We start from the raw sequence: 19,861 nt of genomic DNA, 5'->3' as shown, positions 1-19,861 counted from the left end.
GCTCAGTCCCGGATCGCGATCAGCGACTTGGTGACGACCAGGATCTTCTCGTCGACGTGACGCGCGTCCGGAAAGAGGAACCGGAACTGGGCCTTGTCCAGCAGGCGGGCGTGCTGGACGGCGCGCATCGCCTCGCCCATGTCCGCCGCCTTGGGCCACCAGCCGTAGCCGCGCCTGAGCAGCATGCGGGCCCGCGCCTGCTCCGACCGCCAGTGGAAGAACGGCGCAGAGAAGTGCGGCTCGATCGGGAACCAGAAATAGGGCGTCTGGACGTAGTAGCGCGGGGCCAGGCGCCGGCACTCGCGGGCGAAGGCCTCCATGCGCGGCCAGTCGCCGACATGCTCGACCACCGAATTGGAATGGACCAGGTCGAAGCTCTGGTCGGCGTGGTCGGAGAGATCGCAGGCGTCGCCGACCACGGCGGTGAACAGCGGATCGTCCACCGTGAACGGCTGCGGATTGAACAGGCTGACCTGGACCTTGCGCGAGACCAGGAAGTCGCGGTTGAACAGCAGCCGCCAATAGGCCGGTTCGCCGCCCAGGTCGGCGATGCGGCACTGGCCGCGCTCGGCGAAGATCTTCTCGATCAGGGCGACCACATGGGCGGCCCGCGCGCGACGGAAGCGCGTCGCCAGCGAATTGGCGTCGCCGGTTTCCTGAAGCGCGTGGATGAGGCTCATGCCGGGGTTATGAACCCGGCGGCTTGAGATTTCGTTAGAACCCGGCCGCCTTGCGGCGCAGGCCCAGCTCGTCCAACTGGGCGGCCTCGAAGGCGCCCTGCTTCTTGGCGGCCAGCACCTTGGCCTGCTCGGCGACGTGCTCGTACTTCTTGAGGTTCTCGAAGGCCTCGGCCAGGGCGTCGCGCGCGCCGACCTCTTCCTCCTGGCACAGCTCGATCTGGACCAGCATCTCGGCGCGGCGGCGCTTATAGCCCTCGCGATAGCCGATCATGTACCAGCCGGCGCCGGCGTCGCCCTCGGCGCGCTTGGCCTCGGCCTCGGCCTCGGCGTCCAGCATGGCGACACGCAGTTCAGCCGCCGTGCGGCGCTCGACGATCTCGGCGAGGCGTTTCTGCAGGGTCTCGACCTCGTGGGTCGAGATGCGGATCAGCGAGGCGGCCCACTTGGTCATCAGTACTCACTCTGCAGGATCTGGCCCAGCATGCCGAAAGAGTCGTCGAGACTGGTTGCCTCTTCCTTATCCTGGCTAAGGAAAGCTTCGATCGCGGGGTTCAGGCGGATCGCGCGGTCGACCACGGGGTCGGCCCCGGCGCGGTAGGCGCCGATGCGGATCAGTTCTTCCATGTTCGAATAGGCGGCCATCACCTGGCGCGCGCCCTTGACGATCTCGCGCTCGTGCGGGAGCTGGCAGCCAGGCATGGTCCGGCTGATCGACTTCAGGACGTTGATGGCCGGGAAGCGGCCGCGCTCGGCGATGGCCCGCTCCATGACGATGTGGCCGTCCAGGATACCGCGCGTGGCGTCGGCGATCGGCTCGTTGTGGTCGTCGCCGTCGACGAGGACGGTGAAGAGCGCGGTGATCGGCGCGGCGGTGGTGCCGTCGGCGCGGATCGGGCCAGGGCCGGCGCGTTCCAGCAGCTTGGGCAGCTCGGTGAAGACGGTGGGCGTATAGCCCTTGGTGGTCGGCGGCTCGCCGGCGGCGAGACCAATCTCGCGCTGCGCCATGGCGAAGCGGGTCACCGAGTCCATCAGGCACAGGACTTCCTGGTCCTGGTCGCGCATGTACTCGCTGATGGCCAGGGTCATGTAGGCGGCCTGGCGGCGGGTCAGGGCCGGCTCGTCCGAGGTGGCGACCACGACGACGGCGCGGCGCAAGCCTTCCTCGCCCAGGGTCTCCTCGACGAACTCGCGGACCTCGCGGCCCCGCTCGCCGATCAGGCCGACGACGACGGCGTCGCAGGTGGCTTCCTTCGCTAGCATCGACAGCAGCACCGACTTGCCGACGCCCGAGCCGGCGAAGATGCCCAGGCGCTGGCCGCGGCAGGTGGTGGTGAAGACGTTCATCGACCGCACGCCCAGGTCCAGGCGCTCGCCGACCCGGCCGCGCGCGTGAGCCGGCGGCGGCGGGGTCTTCAGCGGATAGGGGACCTCGCCCTGGGGCAGCGGGCCCAGGCCGTCGATCGGCTCGCCAAAGGCGTTGATGATGCGGCCCAGCCACGCCTTGGTCGGGCGGACCACGGCGCCTTCCGGCACGATGCGGATCTCCGCGCCCGGCGCGACGCCCTCGACGGGACCGAAGGGCATCAGCAGGGCGCGGGTCTCGCGGAAGCCGACCACCTCGGCGGGCAGGGCGGTCTGGCCCAGGCGCTCGATCTCGACCCGGGCGCCGACCGCCAGGCGCGTCAGGCCGCCCCGGGCCTCGATCAGCAGGCCGTTCACGGCGGCCACGCGACCATAGATGGTCAGCGGGTCGATACGTTCGACGGCGGCGATGAGACTGCGCAAGCTGGACCCCGAAAACCCCACGGCGACGCCAACCTTGGCCGGCGCCTCCGTGTCGCCACAGTCGGGCAACGTGGTTAACCAGGTGTGAAATCAGCGTCCGGAAGCGCCGTCTTTGGGTGCGACCAATTGCTCGGTGAAGAAGCGCGTGACGGCGATGTTGAAGTCGCGGTGGAAGGCCTGGCGGTCGAAACCCGGCGCGCTGGCGCACAGATAGGCCAGATCGGCCGGCGGCGCGGCGTTGCAGGGCGTCAGGAAGTCGAAGTGCCGCGCGCTCGGGACGACGTGGTAGTCGTGCGGACGGCCAAGATCGCGATGCACGGCCTCGGCGTAGTCGTCGCCGGGCAGGATCTCGTCGTCGGTCGCCTTCCACAGCTGGACGGGCGCGGTGATCCCTTTGAGGCCCCGCTTTCTGAAGGTGAAGCCCAGGGCGGGCGCGGCGGCGACCACGGCCTTGATGCGCGGGTCGTGGACCCAGCGGGCGGCCAACGCGTCGGCGGGCGCGGGTCGGCTGGCGGTCAGCTTGCAGTCGAAATTGCCGGGATGCTTCAGGCAGTGCCCGGCCATCCGCGACAGGTTCGGCTCTCCGCCCGCCGCCGCCAGCACCGTGAAGCCGCCGGACGAGAAGCCGAAGGCGCCGACGCGGTCGGGATCGAGCTTCGCCTGCAGCGGCGAGGCCTCCAGCATCCAGCCGATCAGGGCCGAGAGGGCCGCCGGCCGGTCGGCCATGGCCGTGGCGCGGCTCTGGTCGCGATAGTTGTCGCCCGGGTGGGTGAGGGCCGCGACCACGAAGCCGGCCTCCGCCAACGCCTGGGCGGTGTCGGCGTGCCCGCCGAAGAAGCCGCCGTTGCCGTGCGACATGACGATCAGCGGCAGGCGCTCGCCGGCGACCGGCGCGCCGGCGGCGACCGTATGGCCCCAGCTGCCTAGGGGCATGAAGGCGGGCGGGGCGTTCGTGGGATACCAGACCCCGACCTCGACAGGCGGCGCGTCGGGCCGGGGCTCTTGTAGCAGCATGAAGCCGGCGTTGGCGGCCAGGGCGGGGGTGGCGGTCGCCGCCAGCAGGGCGGCGGCGAGGAGGGCGCGGAGCGACATGGCGGTTCTTCGAGCGGATGACGATGTCGTCGCTGTCGCCGGCGGGACGGCGGTCCGCCAGCGCTCCTGCGCGAATGGGCGAATGGGTTCGTGGGCGGGCGAACGGGCTTGGGCTGGCGACTCCGCCGAAGCTGGCCCTATACGAAGGACATGACCGCCGCCCGCGCCACGCCGCCTCTGCTGGGAACCGCCCGCGACTGGGCGGTCGACCTGACGGTCGCCCTGGCCATCGGCGTGCTGCTGGGGCTGATGGGGCCGTTCGGGAGCTTCTTCAACGGCGGGGTTCCGGTGCGGATCGCCTACTGGGTCGGCAGCGTCGTCACCGGCATGGCGGTGATCAGCGGGCTGGCCCGGCTGGGCCTAGCGTTGGCCTGGCGTCGGGATTGGCCGCTCTGGGCGGTGTTGCCGCCCGTCGTGCTGATTGGCGCCTTGCTGCAAGGCGCGCCGCTGCGCCTCGTCGCGGTGGCTCTCTGGCCGGAGATCGGCCGGCTGGTCCCCCCGCTCGTCTGGTACGGCCAGTGCGTGGCGATCACCACGCCGATCGTCCTGGTCTACTACTTCATCCGCATCCGCCCGCTCGCGCGGGCCCACGCGCGCGAGGCGCTGGTCCCGACGGCGGCGCCCGCCCCGACGGTCGATCCCGGCGCCGTCCTCTATCTGAGGATGGAGGACCACTATGTCCGGGTTCGCACCGAACATGGATCCAGACTCGAAATGGGGCCGCTGGCGCGGGTCACCGCCGGGCTCTCCGGCGTCGAGGGCCTGCAGACCCACCGCTCGTGGTGGGTGGCGCGGCGGGCGATCGTCGGCGTCGAGCGGGACGGACGGAACCTGCGCCTGCGCCTCGTCGACGGCCAGACCGCGCCGGTCAGCCGCGCCTCGGTCGCCAAGCTCCGGGCCGCCGGCTGGCTGGCCGACGAAAATCCGTCCTGAACCGCCGCGTCGCGGCGTCGCAGTCTCCGGATTCATCGCGGCCGCAAGGGCGTTCGCGACGCGAGAACAGCGTTCGGAAATCTCGCGACAGAACGCCGCAATTCCACGTCGCCGGCCTCGTGCTACGACCTCGGATTAACGGTTGCCGGCGGGCTGTGAGGCTTGGCGACCAATGGTTTTCGGCCTTAGCGGCGCTGTTTTGCGAGGCCCGGAAACGCTGGGTGCGACGCCTGCGACCAATGTGCCAAAGCGTCAGCGGACGGCTTGCACCCGATTCGCAAATCAGATTAACCATTCGACCAACACGAACATTCACCATTAACCAGTCTTAAATTAACTCTCCGGCAGGATGGTCGAAGGGTTTAACCGGCGGTCATTCCGCCAAGACGTCGAATTACGCCTGAATGGCGTGGAGGGGCTCATGCGCGTACTGTTGATCGAGGATGACAGCGCGACCGCGCAGACGATCGAATTGATGCTGAAGTCTGAAGGCTTCAACGTCTATACGACCGATCTGGGCGAGGAAGGCGTGGATCTGGGCAAGATCTACGACTACGACCTGATCCTGCTGGACCTGAACCTTCCCGACATGAGCGGCATCGATGTTCTGCGCACCCTGCGGGTCGCGAAGATCAACACCCCGATCATGATCCTGTCGGGCTCGTCGGAGATCGACACCAAGGTCAAGACCTTCGCCGGCGGCGCCGACGACTACATGACCAAGCCCTTCCACAAGGACGAGATGATCGCCCGCATCCACGCGGTGGTCCGTCGTTCGAAGGGTCACGCCCAATCGGTCATCAAGACCGGCGACATCGTCGTCAACCTCGACGCCAAGACCGTCGAAGTGAACGGCAACCGCGTGCATCTGACCGGCAAGGAATATCAGATGCTCGAGCTGCTCTCCCTGCGTAAGGGCACGACCCTGACCAAGGAAATGTTCCTGAACCACCTGTACGGCGGCATGGACGAGCCCGAGCTGAAGATCATCGACGTCTTCATCTGCAAGCTGCGCAAGAAGCTGGCCGCTTCGGCGCACGGCAAGCACCACATCGAAACCGTCTGGGGCCGCGGCTACGTGCTGCGCGACCCGAACGAGCAGGTCAACGCCGCCTAAGGCGACTCGCTTCAGTAAGCGTACCCAAGACGCCCGCCGGAAACGGCGGGCGTTTTCTTTTTGGGTCAACGGCTTAGCTTGTGTCTCCGTCCGACCCGTGACAAATCGACCGAAGCGCCGAATAGTCCTTGCCGCCGGTGACCGGCGTGACCAAGGTCCGGCGCGGGCGCTGGGGGGCTTCCCAGCCGTACGCAATTGAATTGCGCGGCGTCGATATCGACGGGGGCACGATGCAGGAATTCGATCCGCGACGCGGCGCCACGCGCTGGGCGCCGAGGCTGTTCACCGCCATCGCCGGCTTGGCCGCTCTGGGCCTGGGCATGAAGCTGACCGCCGACGACGTGAAGGCTCCCGCCGACAAGGCGCCGCTGGACCCCGCCGCCCTGGCCGCCCTGCAGCATGTCGCTTTCGCCGGCGCCGAGGCCCAGCCGGGCTTCGAGCGCCCCGAGAACGTCGAGGTCAAGGTCCGTCCGGGCGAGACCCTGCTGGGCGCCGTGCAGCGCGCCGGCGTCGCGCCGGACGAAGCCAAGCAGGTCGTCTCGGTGCTGCAAGGCGCGATCGACACCGTCAACATCAAGGCCGGCATGGCCTTCGAGACCGCCATCGCCCAGCGCCGCGACCAGCGCGGTCCGGCGCGGCTGATCGGCCTGTCCATGCGCGCCAGCCCGTCCTCGACCCTGACCGTCTCGCGCACCTTCGACGGCGCCCTGCGCCTGCGCGAGCTGGAGGAGAAGGTCCGCGACGAGAAGAAGGTCGCGTGCGGCGAGATGAACGGCTCGTTCTATGAGAGCGTGGCCAGCGTCGGCGGCACCCCGCAGGTGATCAGCCAGGCGGCCAAGCTGTTCTCCCACAAGATCGACTTCTCGCGCGACATCCAGGAAGGCGACCGCTTCTGCCTGGTGTTCGACCGCAAGGTCACCGAGAGCGGCCGCACGATCGAGGCGGGCGACCTGGAATACGCCGAGGTGAAGGGCCAGAAGTTCTACGCCTTCGACCGCAAGGACAGCGACGGCAAGCCGCAGTTCTTCGACGAGCTGGGCAAGAACATCAAAGGCTTCCTGCTGCGCACGCCGGTCGACGGGGCGCGGATCACCTCGGTGTTCGGCATGCGAAAGCACCCGGTGCTGGGCTACACCCGCGCCCACCAGGGCGTCGACTTCGGCGCCGGTACGGGCACGCCGATCCTGGCCGCCGGCGACGGCGTCGTACTGGAGGCCAAGCGCTGGGGCGGCTACGGCAACTGGCTGCGCATTCGGCACGCCGGCAACTGGGACACCGGCTACGGCCATATCTCGCGTTACGCTCCGGGCATCCGTCCGGGCGTGAAGGTGCGCCAGGGCCAGGTGGTGGCCTATGTCGGCTCCACCGGCCTCGCGTCCGGTCCGCACCTGCACTACGAGATCTGGCAGCGCGGCCAGCGGGTCAATCCGATCGGCGCCAAGGTTCCGCAGGGCACGGTTCTGGCCGGCTCGGAGCTGGCCGCGTTCAAGTCCCAGAAGGCCCGCATCGATCGCATGCTGGCCGACGGCGGCGCGGTGCTGGACACGCCCCGGCTGGCGAACCTGGACGGCGGCAAGGGCGAATAGAATTTGATCTGGCGCTAGGCGCGGGCGCGGTCGGCGCGGGAAGCTTGAGCTTAACCGCTTCAGGAGCTTCGACATGGCCAACCCGCCCAAGCCTCGCGGCAATCCGGCCCTGCGCTTCGCGGCCGTCCGCCGCATCCACACCTATCTTGGCTTGCTGATCGCTCCCAGCGTGCTGCTGTTCGCCCTGACCGGCGCGGCGCAGATTTACAAGCTGCACGAGGCGCGCGAGGGCTATGTCCCGCCGCCCGTGGTCGAGAAGCTGGGCATGGTCCACAAGATCCAGGTCTACAAGGCGCGCGGCAAGCGGCCGGGGCCGCCCGCCGCGGAGGCGGCCAAGGCGACGGCGACCCCGGCGGCCGCCAAGCCGGCCGAGGCCAAGGCGCCGGCTAAGGAAAAGCTGGCCACGACGCTGCTGAAAGCGATCTTCCTGCTGGTCTCGATCGCCCTGGCGGCCGCCACCGTGCTGGGCGCCTGGATGGCTGTCGCCTATGGGCGCGAGAAGAAGCTGTCCTGGATCCTGCTGGGGATCGGGACGGTGATACCGGCGGTGCTGATCGCCCTGTCGGCCTGACCCGGGCCGAGGGCGTCAAACCAGGGCGTTTTTCTTTCGGCGTTCAGAGGTGACGTAGCGGAAAGCTTGTCCCTCTGGGTGTCGCGGAAATTTCATCTTCCGAGCGCCCCGTATCGCGGCGCGCGCGGCTTATGGTCTACGCCTTGTTTACTCTAAAGCTCTAAGCCTCCTTCCAACAGGAGGATCCCATGTTCCGACGCAAAGCCGAAGACACCGCCCGCCAAGACGTGGCCAATTTCATCTTCGAGCATTCGCCGGACTGCTACTACGTCATCGAGAATGGGGTCATCGTCGATTGCAATCCGGCGATGGAGCGGCTGATGGGCTGCGCTCGCAGGGATCTGCTGGGCCTTTCGCCAAGCCGCCTGTCGCCGGAGCTGCAGCCCTGCGGCGGGCGCTCGGAAGACCTGGTCGTCTCCCGCATCCAGGAAGCCTTCGCCAAGGGCCACATCCGCTTTGAATGGCTGCACCAGCGCCTGGACGGCCAGATGCTGCCGGTGCTGGCGACCGTCATGCCCGCCAAGATCGGCGGTCGTGACGTCCTGATCGCCTTCTGGCAGGACTACCGCGACATCGTCGCCATGCGCGAAGCCCAGGCCAAGGCGCGCGAGGCCGAGCAGCACGCCGCCGCCGAGCAGGCCGAGGTGGTCAGCCAGCTGGCCCAGGGGCTGAAGACGTTGGCCCAGGGCGACCTCCGCGTCCAGATCGACACCCGCTTCCCCGCCGCCTACGAGCAGCTCCGCGCCGACTTCAACACCGCCGCCTCGGCGCTGGAGAGCGCCGTCGCCCAGGTCTCGACCGGGGTCCGCACCATCACCGGCGGCGCCAACGAGCTGTCGTCCGCCGCCTACGACATGTCGCGCCGGATCGAGCAGCAGGCCGCCAGCCTGGAAGAGACCGCCGCGGCCCTTGACGAGATCACCGCCACCGTCCAGCGGACGGCCGAGAACGCCAAGGAGGCCGCCGAAGTCACCACGGCCGCCCGGGACGCGGCCGAGACCGGCGGTTCGGTCGTGCGCCAAGCGACCGCGGCCATGTCCAGCATCGAAGGCTCCTCGCGCGAGATCGGCAACATCATCGGGGTGATCGACGAGATCGCCTTCCAGACCAACCTCCTGGCCCTGAACGCCGGGGTCGAGGCCGCCCGCGCGGGCGAAGCTGGTCGCGGCTTCGCGGTCGTGGCTCAGGAAGTTCGGGCCCTGGCCCAGCGCTCGGCCGACGCGGCCAAGGAGATCAAGACGCTGATCGGCAAGTCGACCAGCGAGGTCGCCGAGGGCGTGGGCCTGGTCGAACAGACCGGCCGGGCGCTGGAGAAGATCATCGAGCAGGTCGGCGCCGTCAGCCAGCTGGTGGCCGACATTGCCGGCTCTTCACGCGAACAGGCCACGGGCCTGCGCGAGGTGAACACGGCCGTCAACCAGATGGATCAGGCCACCCAGCAGAACGCGGCCATGATCGAGCAGTCCACGGCCGCGAGCCAGTCCCTGGCCAAGGAGGCGGCGGACATCGCTCAGGCCGCGGCCCGCTTCCAGCTGCGCCAGGACGGCGGCTCGACGGGCTGGCGCGCCGATCGCGCGGCCTAAAGGATTACTCCACCCCGGCCACGGCCAGCAGCGCCGCCAGGCCCACGCTCATGCCCTTGACCGTCGGGGCCCTCTCGGTGTCGATCCACTCGTCGAGGGCGTGGGCGCGACCGCCCAGGAAGCCCGCGCCGATGGTCAGGGCCGGCACGCCCAGGCTCATCGGGATGTTGGCGTCCGTCGAGCCCGCGTCCCGCGCGGGCTTGTAGCCCAGGGCCGTGATCGCCGCCTCCGTCAGGACCGAGATCTCGGCCGTCGGCGGCGTGGCGCCGGCTGGGCGCTCGCCGATCACCTTGGCCGTGTAGCTGACCGAGCCCGCGCGGGTCGAGCGGGCGGCGTTTTCGCTCGCCACGGCCTTGTCGAGGATGCCGATCAGCGTCTGGTCCAGCTTGGCGAGCTCGGCCGCGCTTTCCGAGCGCATGTCGAATTCCATGAAGACGTCGTGCGGGATCGAGTTCACCGAGGTGCCGCCCCCGGTGACGCTGGCCGAATAGGTGGTCTTGGGGTCCTTGGGCGGCTGGACCGCGTAGAGGTCGGTCACGGCCTTGGACATGGCGACCATCGGATTGACGATGCCAAACGCGCCGTAGCTGTGACCGCCCGGACCCGAGAAGGTCACGCGGTAGCGCTTCGAACCTGTGCCCTGGTCGACGATCTGCTCGGGATTGGCCCCGTCCATCGAGAAGAAGGCGCTGATCCGGCCCTTATAGGGACCCTTGTTGAACAGGTACCGCGTGCCGCGCAGGTCGCCGGGACCTTCTTCGCCGACATTGCCGACGAACAGGATGTCCTTCTTGGTCTTGATCCCCGCCGCGTCCATGGCCCGCAGATAGGCCAGCAGGGTCGAGAGCGCGCGGGTGTCGTCGCCGATCCCCGGGGCCATCAGCTTGGTCCCCTGACGCTTGACCTTCACGTCCGTGCCCTCGGGGAAGACGGTGTCGAGGTGGGCGGCGATGACCACGAACGGGCCCGCGCCCTTGGTCGCGGTTCCGGGACGCACGCCCATGACATTGCCCTCGGCGTCCATCTCGACGTTGGTCAGGCCGTGGGCCCTCAGCATCTCGAGATAGGCCTTGGCCCGCTTTTCCTCCTTGAAGGGCGGGGCGGGGATCTCGGTCAGGGTGATGATGTCGGCGACCGTGCGGTCGTAGTCGGCGTCCAGCTTGGCGACGGCCGCCTTGAACGCCGACGAGGCGACCAGCTTGCCGACGGTCTTGGCCGGATCGGCTTTTGGCGCGGCGATCGCGGGCGCGGCCGTCAGGGCCAGGGCGAGGGCGGCGAGAGAAGCGGCGTGGCGAAGGGTCATGGCGGCGAATCCTTGGAGACGCCGCCACACTAGACTGTCATTTCACGCGGCGCGAAGGCCCCCGGCGCCGCTAGACCCTCAGCACGGCCGGACCGCCCATCCAGGGGTCACTGATCGAGTCCTTGCCGGTCTCGATGCGACCCGAGACGCGCCGCAGCCAGGTCGGGGCGCCGTCGAGGCGGGCGGTGATGTCGTACCAGCCCTGGCGGGTCGGGAAGACCTTGGCGCGGGTCTCGCCTGGGGCCAGGGCGACGCGCAGGCTCTCGCCGTCCAGGACGTCGACGATCAGGGCGCGAGGCTCCTGGCTCGTATTGATCGCGCTGACCCGCAGGGCGTCGCCTTCGGGGCGCGCGGTGATCTCGACGCCTTCGCTGGTCCCCGCGAAGCGGCGGTGGAAACCGTTCGGACCCAGCACCCAAAGGTCATAGGCGCCGGCCGGCCAAGCGTCCTCCAGGCTGGTCCCGGGGGCCAGGGTGTAGCGGCGCGGAACCGCGTCCAGCCGCAGCCGGTCATAGACGTGCAGCACGGCGGCCTGCTTGCCGGGGTTAGCCAGCTTCAGGCGGGCGGCGCCGTCGCGGACCTCGGCGTCGACGGCCAGGGCGTAGGGCAGGGCGCGCGAGGGACGGGGGCCCTGGCCCTGCACGGGCGCGACCACTGCGGACGGCGTCGGCGGCTTGGTGCGGGAGAGCCCATTGGCGCGCTTGGCGGCGTCGGCCGTCGGCGGCAGGGGCGCGAACGGCTTGGCGTTCGGGGTCTTGAAGTCGAAGCAGGTGGTGAGGTCGCCGCAGACCGCGCGCCGCCAGGGGGCGATGTTCGGCTCCATCACGCCAAAGCGCGTCTCCAGGAAGCGGATCACCGAGGTGTGGTCGAACACCTGGCTGTTGACCCAGCCGCCCCGGCTCCAGGGCGAGATGACGTACAGCGGCACGCGCGGACCCAGGCCGTAGGGGCGGCCCATCAGGTCGTCGCGCTCGGACTTGGCCTCGGTCGGGTTGCGCACGTGGTGATGCATGCCCGTCTCGTCGACCGTCGAGCCGCCCACGGGCTTGCCGTCCGGGCCGCGCGACGCTGGCGAGGGCGGCGGCATGTGGTCGAAGAAGCCGTCGTTCTCGTCGAACATCACAAGGAACACCGTCCGCGCCCAGACCTTGGGATCGGCGGTCAGGGCGTCCAGCACGCGGGCGGTGTAGTCCGCGCCTTGCGCGGGGCTGGACGGGCCGGGGTGCTCGGAGTCGGCGGCCGGGGCGATGATCCACGAGACCTGCGGCAGGCGGCCGCCCACGACATCCTCGCGCAGCTTGTCCAGGTGCCAGGTCGATAGGCCCAGTTTCTTCAGCGTCGGGTCCGAGCCCGGCAGGTCCTTGTAGGCGTCGCGATAGGCCTTGAACCCGGCCAGCGGGTTGTCGGTGAAGTTGTCGGCCATGTCCTGATAGATGCGCCAGGAGACGCCGGCCTTCTGCAGTCGCTCGGGATAGGTGGTCCAGCTGTAGGACTCCTTGGCCCCGCCCTTTTCGGCGAAGTTGTCGTGACTGTTCGAGATCGATGGCCCGCCGGCCTTGCCCGCCGGATCGTTGGTCCCGGTCCACAGGAACAGGCGATTGGTGTTGGTGCCCGTCTGGGTCGCGCAGTGATAGGCGTCGCAGAGCGTGAAGGCGTCGGCCAGGGCGTACTGGAAGGGGATGTCGGCGCGCTGGAAATAGCCCATCGACCAGGGATGCTTGGCGTCCGGCCAGTGGTCCATGCGGCCCTGGTCCCAGGCGTCCTGGGCGTCGGTCCAGCTGTGCGGCGTGCCCTCGACGCGCATGTGGGCGAAGGTCTGGGCGCTGTTCAGCGGGAACGGCGCCAAGAGCTTGTCCTTGTCATAGGCCTGGACGAACACCGAGGCGTCCTTGCGGCCGGCCGCATCGCGCACCGGCGCGGGGAAGCGGTCGCCAAAGCCGCGCACGCCGTTCAGCGTCCCGAAATAGTGATCGAAGCTGCGGTTCTCCTGCATCAGGATCACCACGTGCTCGACGTCCTGAAGCGTGCCGCTGCGGACGTCGGCGTCGATGGCGGCCGCGCGCGCCAGGGCCGGCGGCAAGGTCAGGGCGCCGATGGCGGCCAGCAGGCCGCGGCGATCGATCTGGGGCATGGCGGGACTCCGGTGAACTAGGCCGGAAGTAGCACGACTTCTTTTTCAGCTGTGTGACAACTGGACTAGACCAGATGGTCTACGAAAGTCGCGCCCCCTCCGTCTCGTCGCTACGCGCCGATCCACCTCCCCCGCAAGCGGGGCAGGAGGGAAACGTGTCCTCCTCACCCGTGAAACGGGGGAGGTGGCGCGATGCGAAGCATCGTGACGGAGGGGGTGCTGAAACCTCACTCGAACACGATCACCGACCGCGCCAGTTCGCCTCGTTTCAGCTCATCGAACGCCGAATTGACGTCCTCCAGCTTGATCCGGCGCGAGATCAGCTCGTCCAGCTTCAGCTTGCCCGACATGTAGAAGTCCACCAGGCGCGGCATGTCGACCGGGAAGCGGTTGGAGCCCATGTAGCTGCCCTGGATGCGACGCTCGCCCAGGAAGTCGGGGCCGTGCAGCTCGATCTTGGTGCCGACCGGGATCATGCCGATGATGTTGGCCGTGCCGCCGCGCTTCAGCATCTTGAACGAGGCTTCCGCCGTCGCTTTCAGGCCGATGGCCTCGAAGCTGTGCTGCACGCCGCCGCCGGTCAGCTCGATCACCGCCTTGGCGATGTCGTCGACCTGCGAGCCGTCGATCACGTCCGTCGCGCCGAAGGTCTTGGCCAGCTCCAGCTTGGCCGGCACGCGGTCGATGGCGATGATCCGGCCCGCGCCCGCGATCGCCGCGCCATTGATGGTGGCCAGGCCGACGCCGCCGCAACCGATGACCGCCACGGTCTCGCCCGCGCGGACGCTGGAGGTCTGGATCACCGCCCCGACGCCGGTCGTCACGGCGCAGCCGATCAGGGCGGCGCGGTCGAACGGCATGTCCCTGCGCACGGCGACGCAGGCGTGCTCGTGCACCAGCATCATCTCGGCGAAGGATGACAGGTTCAGGAACTGGGCCATCGGGCCGCGCTCACCCCCCAGATCCTCCTTGAACAGGCGCGGCTCCTCGCTCTTGCTCCGGCGGGTCTCGGGGCTGATGCAGAGGTTCATGTGCCCGGTCAGGCAGACCTCGCAGTGGCCGCAATAGGGGTTGAGGCAGGTGATGACGTGGTCGCCGACCTTGACCGTCCGCACCTCCGAGCCGACCGCTTCGACGATCCCGGCGCTCTCGTGTCCCAGCACGGCGGGCAGGGGGTGGGGGTAGGAGCCCTCGATGAAGTGCAGGTCCGAGTGGCAGACGCCGGCGGCCTTGGTGCGGATCAGCACCTCGCGCGGGCCGGGCTTGCCGATGGCCACGGTCTCGATCTCGAGGGGCTTGCCCACCTCGCGCAGAACTGCGGCCTTCATGCTCGTCTCCCTTTGTTTAGAAGGAGACTAGCGTTCCGCTTGGGGCGAGCGGAAGAGGGAATTCGAACGAATGTTTAGTCGGCTTACGCCGCCAGGGCGATCGGGCGCTCGGGCAGGATGCGGCTGACGGCCAGCAGGACCGTCATGTCGCCTTCGCCCGTGGTGATGACGGCCGAGACCAGCGGGGATTCCTCGACGTCGCCCAGCGACGGCGGCGGGTTGATCGCGTCGGCCTCGACGGTGAAGCTGTCGCAGACGGCGTCGACCAGCAGGCCGGCGACGTCGGTCTGGTTCTCGACCACGATGATGACTTGGCGCGGGCCGTCCTGCGCGGCGCCCTTGCCCAGGCGTTGCGACAGGTCAATGACCGGCATGACCTGGCCGCGCAGGTTGATGACGCCGCGCACGAAGGGCGGCGCGTCGGGCAGCGGGGTCGGCGGAGTGACGCCACGGATTTCACGGACGGCGCTGACGGGCACGCAATAGGTCTGGGCGCCGACTTCGAAAGACAGGACCTGCAGGGCCTGGCCTTGGGCGTAAGACACGGTGGTGGTCATGGCGGTCTCCGGGGAGCGCGAATTTCGTCCCCCTCACGCTCGCGGAAAAAGATGAACAAACCGGTTCCAGGAACCCGACAATTTCGTTCAGGCGCCGTTCAGGCGGGAAGGCCGATCGTTCTCGTGACGCTTAGGGCGGCGCGTCGCGCCGGAAGCGAAAGAGGTCAGGGAGGCCGTCATGGTCCGCAAAATCGTCAACACCCTGGGCCGGGTCGGGGCCGGCGTCGCGGCCCTGTCGCTGGCCGCCGCGGCCACCACGGCCTCGGCCGATCCGCGCTACTATCATCGCCATCACAAGGGCAACGGCGACGATGTCGCGGTGGCCGCGATCGCGGCCGGCGTGCTGGGCCTGGCGGTCGGCGCGGCCTTGTCCGACAACGATCGCCGCGATCGCTACGATGATCGCTACTACGGCCGCCGGGCCTATGCGCCGCCGCCTCCGCCCCCGCGCTACTATGGTTATGGCTATGGCTACGCCCCGCGTCCCTACTACGGCGACCGGGAATGCTGGACGACCCGCGAGTACGATCGCTGGAGCGGCAGCTACTACGAACGCACCGTGTGCCGCTGAGACATACGGACGAACGGGTCGCCGTTGTGAGCCGGCGATCCGCCTTCAAGCCCCAGGTTCCCCCGAGCCTGGGGCTTTTTGTCGCGGCAAAGCTTGGCGGGACTCGACTCCGCGCTCAAATGAGAACAAAAAAGGAACATTACTCCCCCGTCGCAGGAGAGCCCTGATGTCGCCGATCGCTCCGTCGTCCCTCTCGCCAACCGCCCTGGCGCAAAGCCCGTTCGGCGCCGGCCTGCGCCTGACCGACGACCGTCTGGACATCGCCGAGGCGGTCCTGGCCGGCGCCTGGCGCACCTTGCGCGCGGCCGGCTTCGGCGAGGCCGAGGTGCAGGCCCTGTTCGACCAGATCGCCGACCGCCCGGAAGACCTTGCCCGCCGCCTGCGCCGGATGGCGAACGCGGCGGCCTAGGGGCTAGTCGGCGTCCTGCACGCGGGTGGTCGGGCGGTCGTCGCCGGCCGACAGCTCCTGGTGCCAGACGGCCTGCTTGTCCTCGTAGGAGATGCCTTCGGTCTCGCCCGGCAGGCGCTGCTCGCCGGCTGCGCGCTGGGCGGCCTTCAGCGCCGCGTCGTGGCTCGGGAAGGTCTCGGAGAAGGTGTCGCCCACCTTGTAGGCCCAGCCGCCGTCATGCTCGACGATGGTGTAGGTGACTTCGGTCATGGGGCGTCTCCGTGAAGCTTGGACGTCGAAACGGTCCGCCACCATGGGCGGTTCCGATGACGCTGTCTCGTCGGAAAGCGGCGCCCAAGGTTTCGAATTTCGCGCAGGTTTGATCCGCATAACGTTACGCGTTATAAGGAGGGGGGATGATCCGCAGCTTCGCCGACCGTGAAACCGCGCGGGTCTGGGAGGGCGACCGTTCTCGCCGGCTACCCGGCGGCATCCAGGCGGCCGCGTTACGGAAGCTGCGCGTGCTCAATCGCGTGGCGCGCCTGGAGCAGTTGCGGGCGCCGCCGGGTAATCGGCTGGAGGCGCTGCGCGGCGATCGCGCCGGACAGCACTCCATCCGGATCAACGATCAATGGCGGATTTGCTTTCGCTGGCAGGACGGAGGAGCCGAGGATGTCGAGATCTGCGACTACCATTGAGACCCTTCCGGAGGACTGGCTGCCCAACCCCACGCCGGGGGACATCCTGCTGGAAGACTTCCTCAAGCCGATCGGCATGAGCCAGACGGCCTTGGCCAAGGCCATCGGCGTTCCGCCGCGTCGCATCAACGAGATCGTGCTGGGCAAGCGCGCGGTGACGGCCGACACTGACCTGCGGTTGGCGCGCTACTGGGGGCTGTCGGCGGGCTTCTGGCTGAGCCTGCAGATGGACTATGACCTGATGGAGCAGCGCCGGAAGATGGGCGCGGAGTTGGACAAGATCACGCCTCGGGCGGCGTAGTTCGGTTCGCCGAGGTCTCGATCTGCGCCCAATTCTCCAAATAGGGATCGAGCCACCCCGCGCCGCGTCCAAATCGGATATTCATCTTGTCGTAGTCAGGCAGGAAGCGCCTGAAGTCCGTGTCTTTGTGAGACGCGCCGTTCTTGCCGGGTGTCGCTAGCCAGGTTTGGCGAGACTGACGGATTACGGCCGCGACCACCTGGCTCGGTACGATGAAGCAACGCGGCGGATCTGTCAGGGAACGCCCAAAATCTACAAAGGCGTAGAACAGCAGGTCTGACGCGATCTGCTCGTGTTTGGCGCCCATATGCCAACCGCCATCTGATCCCTTCTCCAGTCGCGTCTTGACCTGGATAGCGCAAAGGCGGTCGCCAAGATCGTCGGTTACTACGATGTCGGTGTTGGGAACGCCGACAGGGGCGAGGGCCGCGATGAGTCCTCGCCTCAGGAGTTGGCACATTACGTAGTGTTCGCCCGCCGCGCCGAGAACGGTCGAGGCGGCGACCACGCCCCTAAGCCACCTTCACCCGCGCCGCGCTTTCGGGCAGGTCCGTGCCGAACGCGCGCTGGAAGAATTCGGCGACCGTGGGACGCTCGAGTTCGTCGCACTTGTTCAGGAAGGTCAGGCGGAAGGCCAAAGCCACGTCGTGATCGAAGATCTCGGCGTTCTGGGCCCAGGTGATCACCGTCCGCGGGCTCATGACCGTCGAGATGTCGCCGTTCATGAAGGCGTTGCGGGTCATGTCGGCCACGCGGACCATGGCCGAGATCGTGCGCTTGCCTTCCGTCGTGTCGTAGGACGGGTTCTTGGCCAGCACGATCGCCGCCTCGACGTCGTGTTCGAGGTAGTTCAGCGTCGTGACGATCGACCAACGGTCCATCTGGCCTTGGTTGATCTGCTGGGTGCCGTGATAGAGGCCGGTGGTGTCGCCCAGACCGATGGTGTTGGTCGTGGCGAACAGGCGGAAATACGGATTGGCGCGAATGACGCGGTTCTGGTCCAGCAGGGTTAGCTTGCCGCCGGCTTCCAGCACGCGCTGGATCACGAACATCACGTCCGGGCGACCAGCGTCGTATTCGTCGAACACCAGGGCGATCGGGCGCTGCAGGGACCAGGGCAGGATGCCTTCCCGGAACTCGGTGACCTGCTTGCCGTCCTTCAGGACGATGGCGTCCTTGCCGACCAGGTCGATCCGCGAGACGTGGCTGTCCAGGTTCACCCGGACCAGCGGCCAGTTCAGGCGCGCGGCCACCTGCTCGATGTGGGTCGACTTGCCGGTGCCGTGATAGCCCTGGACCATCACCCGGCGGTCCTTGGCGAAGCCCGCGCAGATCGCCTTGGTCGTCTGGGGATCGAAGCGGTAGGCGCTGTCGATCTCCGGCACGTGCGGATCGCGGTGGCTGAAGGCCGGGACCTTCATGTCGCTGTCGACGCCGAACGCGTCGCGCAGCGTCACCCACTTGTCGGGGACCAGGGTGATCAGCGGATCTTGGGCGGAGCTGGTTTCGGCGAACTCGGGCATGCTTCCCGATTAGCGCCTTGACGCTTGGTTAGGGAAGAGGGCGCCGCGCCGGCGACGCCCTTTCCGGGTCTTTTTTAGCGATTGGCGATGATCACCGAGGCGATCAGGCCCGTGGCGACGGCGGCCAGGACATACTGGTCGTCGACCCTTTGCCAGCGATAGCCGCGCGGCGGGGCGCGCAGGCCGTGACGCTTCCAGTCGCTCACATAGTAGGCGCGGTCGCGGTAACGGGCGTCCAGACGCTGGCCCTTGGCCCAGCGACGGTACTCGCGGCGATCCTCGCGGGCCTCGTGGCGGGCCTGGTCGCGGCGGCCTTGCTCATAGGCGCGGTCGCGGCTGTCGTAACGATTGTCGTGGCGATAGGCCTGGGCCGAGGCGGCGGTCGCGCCGCTGGCCAGCATCAGCACGGCCACCGAAGCGGTCAGAATGCGTTTCATGTCAGTCTCCTTTGTCCAGGATCGAAGCCTACGAGGCTTCACATGGTCCTGGCATGAACGAGTTCGTTCGACTTAAGTTCATGTTTCAAAAGAGAAATGTTGTTGTCTCAATTGTGTCTTTCGAAGCCTGAAGCGAGGTCTTGATCCGTGATCTCTCTGAACCTCCCAAGACTGCTGGCCGCCGGGCGGCGCGAGATCACGGCGGTGTCGGCCCTGCTGGTCGCCGCCCTGGGCGCCATGGCCTTCCTGGGCATCGCCGACGAGGTCGCCGAGGGCGAGACCCACGCGCTAGATCTGGCGATCCTGCGCGCCCTGCGCGTCGAGGGGCGGCCCGAGGCGCTGATCGGGCCGGACTGGCTGCACGTCGCCGCCGTCGACGTCACGGCGCTGGGCTCCGTGGCGGTGCTGAGCCTGGTCATCCTTCTGGCCTTCGCCCTGCTGGCCTCCCTGCGCCGCTGGGGCGAGGGCTTGCTGCTGCTGGGCGGGGCGGTCGGCGGCGTCAGCATCAGCCAGGGCCTGAAGGCGGTGTTCGGGCGGGAGCGGCCGGACATGGCCTATCGCGCGGTCGAGGCGGTCAACGCCAGCTTCCCGTCCGGCCACGCCATGCTGTCGGCGGTGGTGTTCCTGACCCTGGGCGCGTTGGCGGCGCGATTCTCGGATCGCAGGCGGGTCAAGGTGCTGGCGATCAGCGCCGCGGTTCTGGCCAGCCTGCTGGTCGGCGCCAGCCGGGTCTATCTGGGCGTCCACTGGGCCAGCGACGTGCTGGCCGGCTGGTGCGTGGGCGCCGCTTGGGCGATGGCTTGCTGGCTCGTGGCCTATCTGGTCCGGCGAAGGATCAAGTCGTCTTCGGCTTTGGACGCCACCTGAGCTCCAGCGTCGTCCAGACCGCGCCGGCGAAGTCGCCCAGGCCCACGGCCAGCCAGGCTTTGGGCAGCCAGTCGGCCAGCACGAAGGCGCCGATGACCACCAGCGACAGGACGCGAAGCACGACCGAGGCGCGCATATAGGTGCGCTGGCCGGTCCAGCCGGCGACGTGATAGCCCATGGCGTAGGCCAGCAGCAGCAGGCCGCAGAACCGCACCCAGGGCAGGGCGGCGGCGTCCACCGGCGACTTCAGCAGGTGCAGGACCGCGTGGGGCGCGACCGCGAAGGCCAGGCCCGCCGTCGACAGCAGGGCGCCCCAGGTCCAGATGCTCCACGGCTTGCCGAACGGCACCGGTGTCACCGGCGTCGGCGCTTCGACGGGCGCGCGCCACTCCGGATCGCTGTCGGTCATC

General features: G+C 68.5%; 23 protein-coding genes and 1 pseudogene. 11 read left to right on the top strand and 13 right to left on the bottom strand.

From position 1 onward, the window contains the following. Window positions 1-2: 2 nt before the first annotated feature. The 4 genes from CSW60_RS07380 to CSW60_RS07365 all read right to left on the bottom strand — a co-directional run bounded on the left by CSW60_RS07380 (window position 3) and on the right by CSW60_RS07365 (window position 3,557). Window positions 3-680 (bottom strand): class I SAM-dependent methyltransferase, encoded by a 678-nt coding sequence (locus tag CSW60_RS07380; protein WP_099536606.1) that lies wholly within the window; start codon window positions 678-680, stop codon window positions 3-5. A gap of 34 nt (window positions 681-714) precedes the next feature. Beyond that, window positions 715-1,131 carry a flagellar export protein FliJ gene (locus tag CSW60_RS07375; protein WP_099536605.1) on the bottom strand — a complete coding sequence of 139 codons (417 nt, stop codon included), beginning with the start codon at window positions 1,129-1,131 and terminating at the stop codon, window positions 715-717. Then, window positions 1,131-2,465, bottom strand: coding sequence for a flagellar protein export ATPase FliI (fliI, locus tag CSW60_RS07370; protein WP_099537593.1), 1,335 nt, complete (start codon window positions 2,463-2,465; stop codon window positions 1,131-1,133). The genes CSW60_RS07375 and fliI overlap by 1 nt, the downstream gene beginning before the upstream one ends. A 90-nt stretch (window positions 2,466-2,555) precedes the next feature. Beyond that, the gene (locus tag CSW60_RS07365; RefSeq protein WP_099536603.1) at window positions 2,556-3,557 is read right to left on the bottom strand and encodes a CocE/NonD family hydrolase; all 1,002 of its coding nucleotides are present in this window, start codon (window positions 3,555-3,557) and stop codon (window positions 2,556-2,558) included. 150 nt (window positions 3,558-3,707) lie between these two features. Here CSW60_RS07365 and CSW60_RS07360 point away from each other — a divergent pair, with 150 nt between their 5' ends. The 5 genes from CSW60_RS07360 (at window position 3,708) to CSW60_RS07340 (ending at window position 9,347) form a co-directional block, all read left to right on the top strand. After that, on the top strand, window positions 3,708-4,490 hold the full coding sequence (locus CSW60_RS07360) for a LytTR family DNA-binding domain-containing protein (protein WP_099536602.1): 783 nt from the start codon (window positions 3,708-3,710) through the stop codon (window positions 4,488-4,490). 421 nt (window positions 4,491-4,911) lie between these two features. Next, window positions 4,912-5,607, top strand: a complete 696-nt coding sequence (gene ctrA, locus CSW60_RS07355; RefSeq protein WP_010920871.1) for a response regulator transcription factor CtrA — start codon at window positions 4,912-4,914, stop codon at window positions 5,605-5,607. 230 nt (window positions 5,608-5,837) lie between these two features. Then, window positions 5,838-7,193: a peptidoglycan DD-metalloendopeptidase family protein gene (locus tag CSW60_RS07350; RefSeq protein WP_099537592.1), complete on the top strand. Its 1,356-nt coding sequence runs from the start codon at window positions 5,838-5,840 to the stop codon at window positions 7,191-7,193. 73 nt (window positions 7,194-7,266) lie between these two features. Then, a complete protein-coding gene (locus CSW60_RS07345) occupies window positions 7,267-7,764 on the top strand; it encodes a hypothetical protein (RefSeq protein ID WP_099536601.1) in 498 nt (165 codons plus the stop codon). A 188-nt stretch (window positions 7,765-7,952) separates the two neighbouring features. Beyond that, entirely contained in the window at window positions 7,953-9,347 is a 1,395-nt protein-coding gene (locus CSW60_RS07340; protein ID WP_099536599.1) for a methyl-accepting chemotaxis protein, read from the top strand. A 4-nt stretch (window positions 9,348-9,351) separates the two neighbouring features. On the opposite strand, the gene CSW60_RS07335 is transcribed toward CSW60_RS07340, so the two are convergent. Beyond that, window positions 9,352-10,650 (bottom strand): M20/M25/M40 family metallo-hydrolase, encoded by a 1,299-nt coding sequence (locus CSW60_RS07335; RefSeq protein WP_201722984.1) that lies wholly within the window; start codon window positions 10,648-10,650, stop codon window positions 9,352-9,354. A gap of 70 nt (window positions 10,651-10,720) precedes the next feature. Further along, window positions 10,721-12,781, bottom strand: coding sequence for a phosphocholine-specific phospholipase C (locus CSW60_RS07330; protein WP_099536598.1), 2,061 nt, complete (start codon window positions 12,779-12,781; stop codon window positions 10,721-10,723). 92 nt (window positions 12,782-12,873) lie between these two features. Here CSW60_RS07330 and CSW60_RS23910 point away from each other — a divergent pair. Continuing rightward, a pseudogene (locus CSW60_RS23910) lies at window positions 12,874-13,002 on the top strand (hypothetical protein); the annotation flags it as partial. A gap of 6 nt (window positions 13,003-13,008) precedes the next feature. On the opposite strand, the gene CSW60_RS07325 reads toward CSW60_RS23910, so the two are convergent. After that, window positions 13,009-14,109 carry a Zn-dependent alcohol dehydrogenase gene (locus tag CSW60_RS07325; protein WP_099536596.1) on the bottom strand — a complete coding sequence of 367 codons (1,101 nt, stop codon included), beginning with the start codon at window positions 14,107-14,109 and terminating at the stop codon, window positions 13,009-13,011. Between the two features lie 83 nt (window positions 14,110-14,192). Continuing rightward, window positions 14,193-14,666 carry a chemotaxis protein CheW gene (locus tag CSW60_RS07320; RefSeq protein ID WP_013080596.1) on the bottom strand — a complete coding sequence of 158 codons (474 nt, stop codon included), beginning with the start codon at window positions 14,664-14,666 and terminating at the stop codon, window positions 14,193-14,195. Window positions 14,667-14,844: 178 nt separating this feature from the next. On the opposite strand from CSW60_RS07320, the gene CSW60_RS07315 reads away from it, so the two are divergent. Continuing rightward, the gene (locus tag CSW60_RS07315; protein WP_099536594.1) at window positions 14,845-15,237 is read left to right on the top strand and encodes a hypothetical protein; all 393 of its coding nucleotides are present in this window, start codon (window positions 14,845-14,847) and stop codon (window positions 15,235-15,237) included. A gap of 166 nt (window positions 15,238-15,403) precedes the next feature. Further along, window positions 15,404-15,646: a hypothetical protein gene (locus tag CSW60_RS07310; RefSeq protein ID WP_099536592.1), complete on the top strand. Its 243-nt coding sequence runs from the start codon at window positions 15,404-15,406 to the stop codon at window positions 15,644-15,646. A 3-nt stretch (window positions 15,647-15,649) separates the two neighbouring features. On the opposite strand, the gene CSW60_RS07305 is transcribed toward CSW60_RS07310, so the two are convergent. Beyond that, window positions 15,650-15,895, bottom strand: a complete 246-nt coding sequence (locus tag CSW60_RS07305) for a DUF2188 domain-containing protein (RefSeq protein WP_099536591.1) — start codon at window positions 15,893-15,895, stop codon at window positions 15,650-15,652. Between the two features lie 146 nt (window positions 15,896-16,041). Here CSW60_RS07305 and CSW60_RS07300 point away from each other — a divergent pair, with 146 nt between their 5' ends. Continuing rightward, window positions 16,042-16,323 (top strand): type II toxin-antitoxin system RelE/ParE family toxin, encoded by a 282-nt coding sequence (locus CSW60_RS07300; protein WP_099536590.1) that lies wholly within the window; start codon window positions 16,042-16,044, stop codon window positions 16,321-16,323. Beyond that, a complete protein-coding gene (locus tag CSW60_RS07295; RefSeq protein ID WP_099536588.1) occupies window positions 16,298-16,624 on the top strand; it encodes a HigA family addiction module antitoxin in 327 nt (108 codons plus the stop codon). The genes CSW60_RS07300 and CSW60_RS07295 overlap by 26 nt, the downstream gene beginning before the upstream one ends. Here CSW60_RS07295 and CSW60_RS07290 read toward each other — a convergent pair. From CSW60_RS07290 to CSW60_RS07280, 3 genes are all read right to left on the bottom strand, one after another. Beyond that, complete coding sequence (locus tag CSW60_RS07290) at window positions 16,605-17,132, bottom strand: hypothetical protein (RefSeq protein WP_201722983.1); 528 nt, start codon at window positions 17,130-17,132, stop codon at window positions 16,605-16,607. The two genes, CSW60_RS07295 and CSW60_RS07290, sit on opposite strands and share 20 nt — an antisense overlap. Window positions 17,133-17,136: 4 nt before the next feature. Further along, window positions 17,137-18,147, bottom strand: a complete 1,011-nt coding sequence (gene cobS, locus CSW60_RS07285) for a cobaltochelatase subunit CobS (protein ID WP_099536587.1) — start codon at window positions 18,145-18,147, stop codon at window positions 17,137-17,139. 74 nt (window positions 18,148-18,221) lie between these two features. Continuing rightward, entirely contained in the window at window positions 18,222-18,584 is a 363-nt protein-coding gene (locus tag CSW60_RS07280; RefSeq protein ID WP_099536586.1) for an RcnB family protein, read from the bottom strand. 147 nt (window positions 18,585-18,731) lie between these two features. Between CSW60_RS07280 and CSW60_RS07275 the strand changes: the two genes are divergently transcribed. Then, window positions 18,732-19,451: a phosphatase PAP2 family protein gene (locus CSW60_RS07275; protein WP_099536585.1), complete on the top strand. Its 720-nt coding sequence runs from the start codon at window positions 18,732-18,734 to the stop codon at window positions 19,449-19,451. Here CSW60_RS07275 and CSW60_RS07270 read toward each other — a convergent pair. Then, entirely contained in the window at window positions 19,420-19,860 is a 441-nt protein-coding gene (locus CSW60_RS07270; protein ID WP_099536584.1) for a hypothetical protein, read from the bottom strand. The two genes, CSW60_RS07275 and CSW60_RS07270, sit on opposite strands and share 32 nt — an antisense overlap. Window position 19,861: the final 1 nt, after the last annotated feature.

Source organism: Caulobacter sp. X, assembly GCF_002742635.1.
Lineage (GTDB): Bacteria > Pseudomonadota > Alphaproteobacteria > Caulobacterales > Caulobacteraceae > Caulobacter.
This window is presented reverse-complemented; position numbering and strand designations above follow the sequence as displayed.

Excerpts from the sequence above, each read along its gene's own strand:
- CSW60_RS07380 (WP_099536606.1), bottom strand. The coding sequence starts at position 680 with ATGAGCCTCATCCACGCGCTTCAGGAAACCGGCGACGCCAATTCGCTG.
- CSW60_RS07375 (WP_099536605.1), bottom strand. The coding sequence starts at position 1,131 with ATGACCAAGTGGGCCGCCTCGCTGATCCGCATCTCGACCCACGAGGTC.
- CSW60_RS07365 (WP_099536603.1), bottom strand. The coding sequence starts at position 3,557 with ATGTCGCTCCGCGCCCTCCTCGCCGCCGCCCTGCTGGCGGCGACCGCC.
- CSW60_RS07360 (WP_099536602.1), top strand. The coding sequence starts at position 3,708 with ATGACCGCCGCCCGCGCCACGCCGCCTCTGCTGGGAACCGCCCGCGAC.
- ctrA (WP_010920871.1), top strand. The coding sequence starts at position 4,912 with ATGCGCGTACTGTTGATCGAGGATGACAGCGCGACCGCGCAGACGATC.
- CSW60_RS07350 (WP_099537592.1), top strand. The coding sequence starts at position 5,838 with ATGCAGGAATTCGATCCGCGACGCGGCGCCACGCGCTGGGCGCCGAGG.
- CSW60_RS07345 (WP_099536601.1), top strand. The coding sequence starts at position 7,267 with ATGGCCAACCCGCCCAAGCCTCGCGGCAATCCGGCCCTGCGCTTCGCG.
- CSW60_RS07340 (WP_099536599.1), top strand. The coding sequence starts at position 7,953 with ATGTTCCGACGCAAAGCCGAAGACACCGCCCGCCAAGACGTGGCCAAT.
- CSW60_RS07335 (WP_201722984.1), bottom strand. The coding sequence starts at position 10,650 with ATGACCCTTCGCCACGCCGCTTCTCTCGCCGCCCTCGCCCTGGCCCTG.
- CSW60_RS07330 (WP_099536598.1), bottom strand. The coding sequence starts at position 12,781 with ATGCCCCAGATCGATCGCCGCGGCCTGCTGGCCGCCATCGGCGCCCTG.
- CSW60_RS07325 (WP_099536596.1), bottom strand. The coding sequence starts at position 14,109 with ATGAAGGCCGCAGTTCTGCGCGAGGTGGGCAAGCCCCTCGAGATCGAG.
- CSW60_RS07320 (WP_013080596.1), bottom strand. The coding sequence starts at position 14,666 with ATGACCACCACCGTGTCTTACGCCCAAGGCCAGGCCCTGCAGGTCCTG.
- CSW60_RS07315 (WP_099536594.1), top strand. The coding sequence starts at position 14,845 with ATGGTCCGCAAAATCGTCAACACCCTGGGCCGGGTCGGGGCCGGCGTC.
- CSW60_RS07310 (WP_099536592.1), top strand. The coding sequence starts at position 15,404 with ATGTCGCCGATCGCTCCGTCGTCCCTCTCGCCAACCGCCCTGGCGCAA.
- CSW60_RS07305 (WP_099536591.1), bottom strand. The coding sequence starts at position 15,895 with ATGACCGAAGTCACCTACACCATCGTCGAGCATGACGGCGGCTGGGCC.
- CSW60_RS07300 (WP_099536590.1), top strand. The coding sequence starts at position 16,042 with ATGATCCGCAGCTTCGCCGACCGTGAAACCGCGCGGGTCTGGGAGGGC.
- CSW60_RS07295 (WP_099536588.1), top strand. The coding sequence starts at position 16,298 with ATGTCGAGATCTGCGACTACCATTGAGACCCTTCCGGAGGACTGGCTG.
- cobS (WP_099536587.1), bottom strand. The coding sequence starts at position 18,147 with ATGCCCGAGTTCGCCGAAACCAGCTCCGCCCAAGATCCGCTGATCACC.
- CSW60_RS07280 (WP_099536586.1), bottom strand. The coding sequence starts at position 18,584 with ATGAAACGCATTCTGACCGCTTCGGTGGCCGTGCTGATGCTGGCCAGC.
- CSW60_RS07270 (WP_099536584.1), bottom strand. The coding sequence starts at position 19,860 with ATGACCGACAGCGATCCGGAGTGGCGCGCGCCCGTCGAAGCGCCGACG.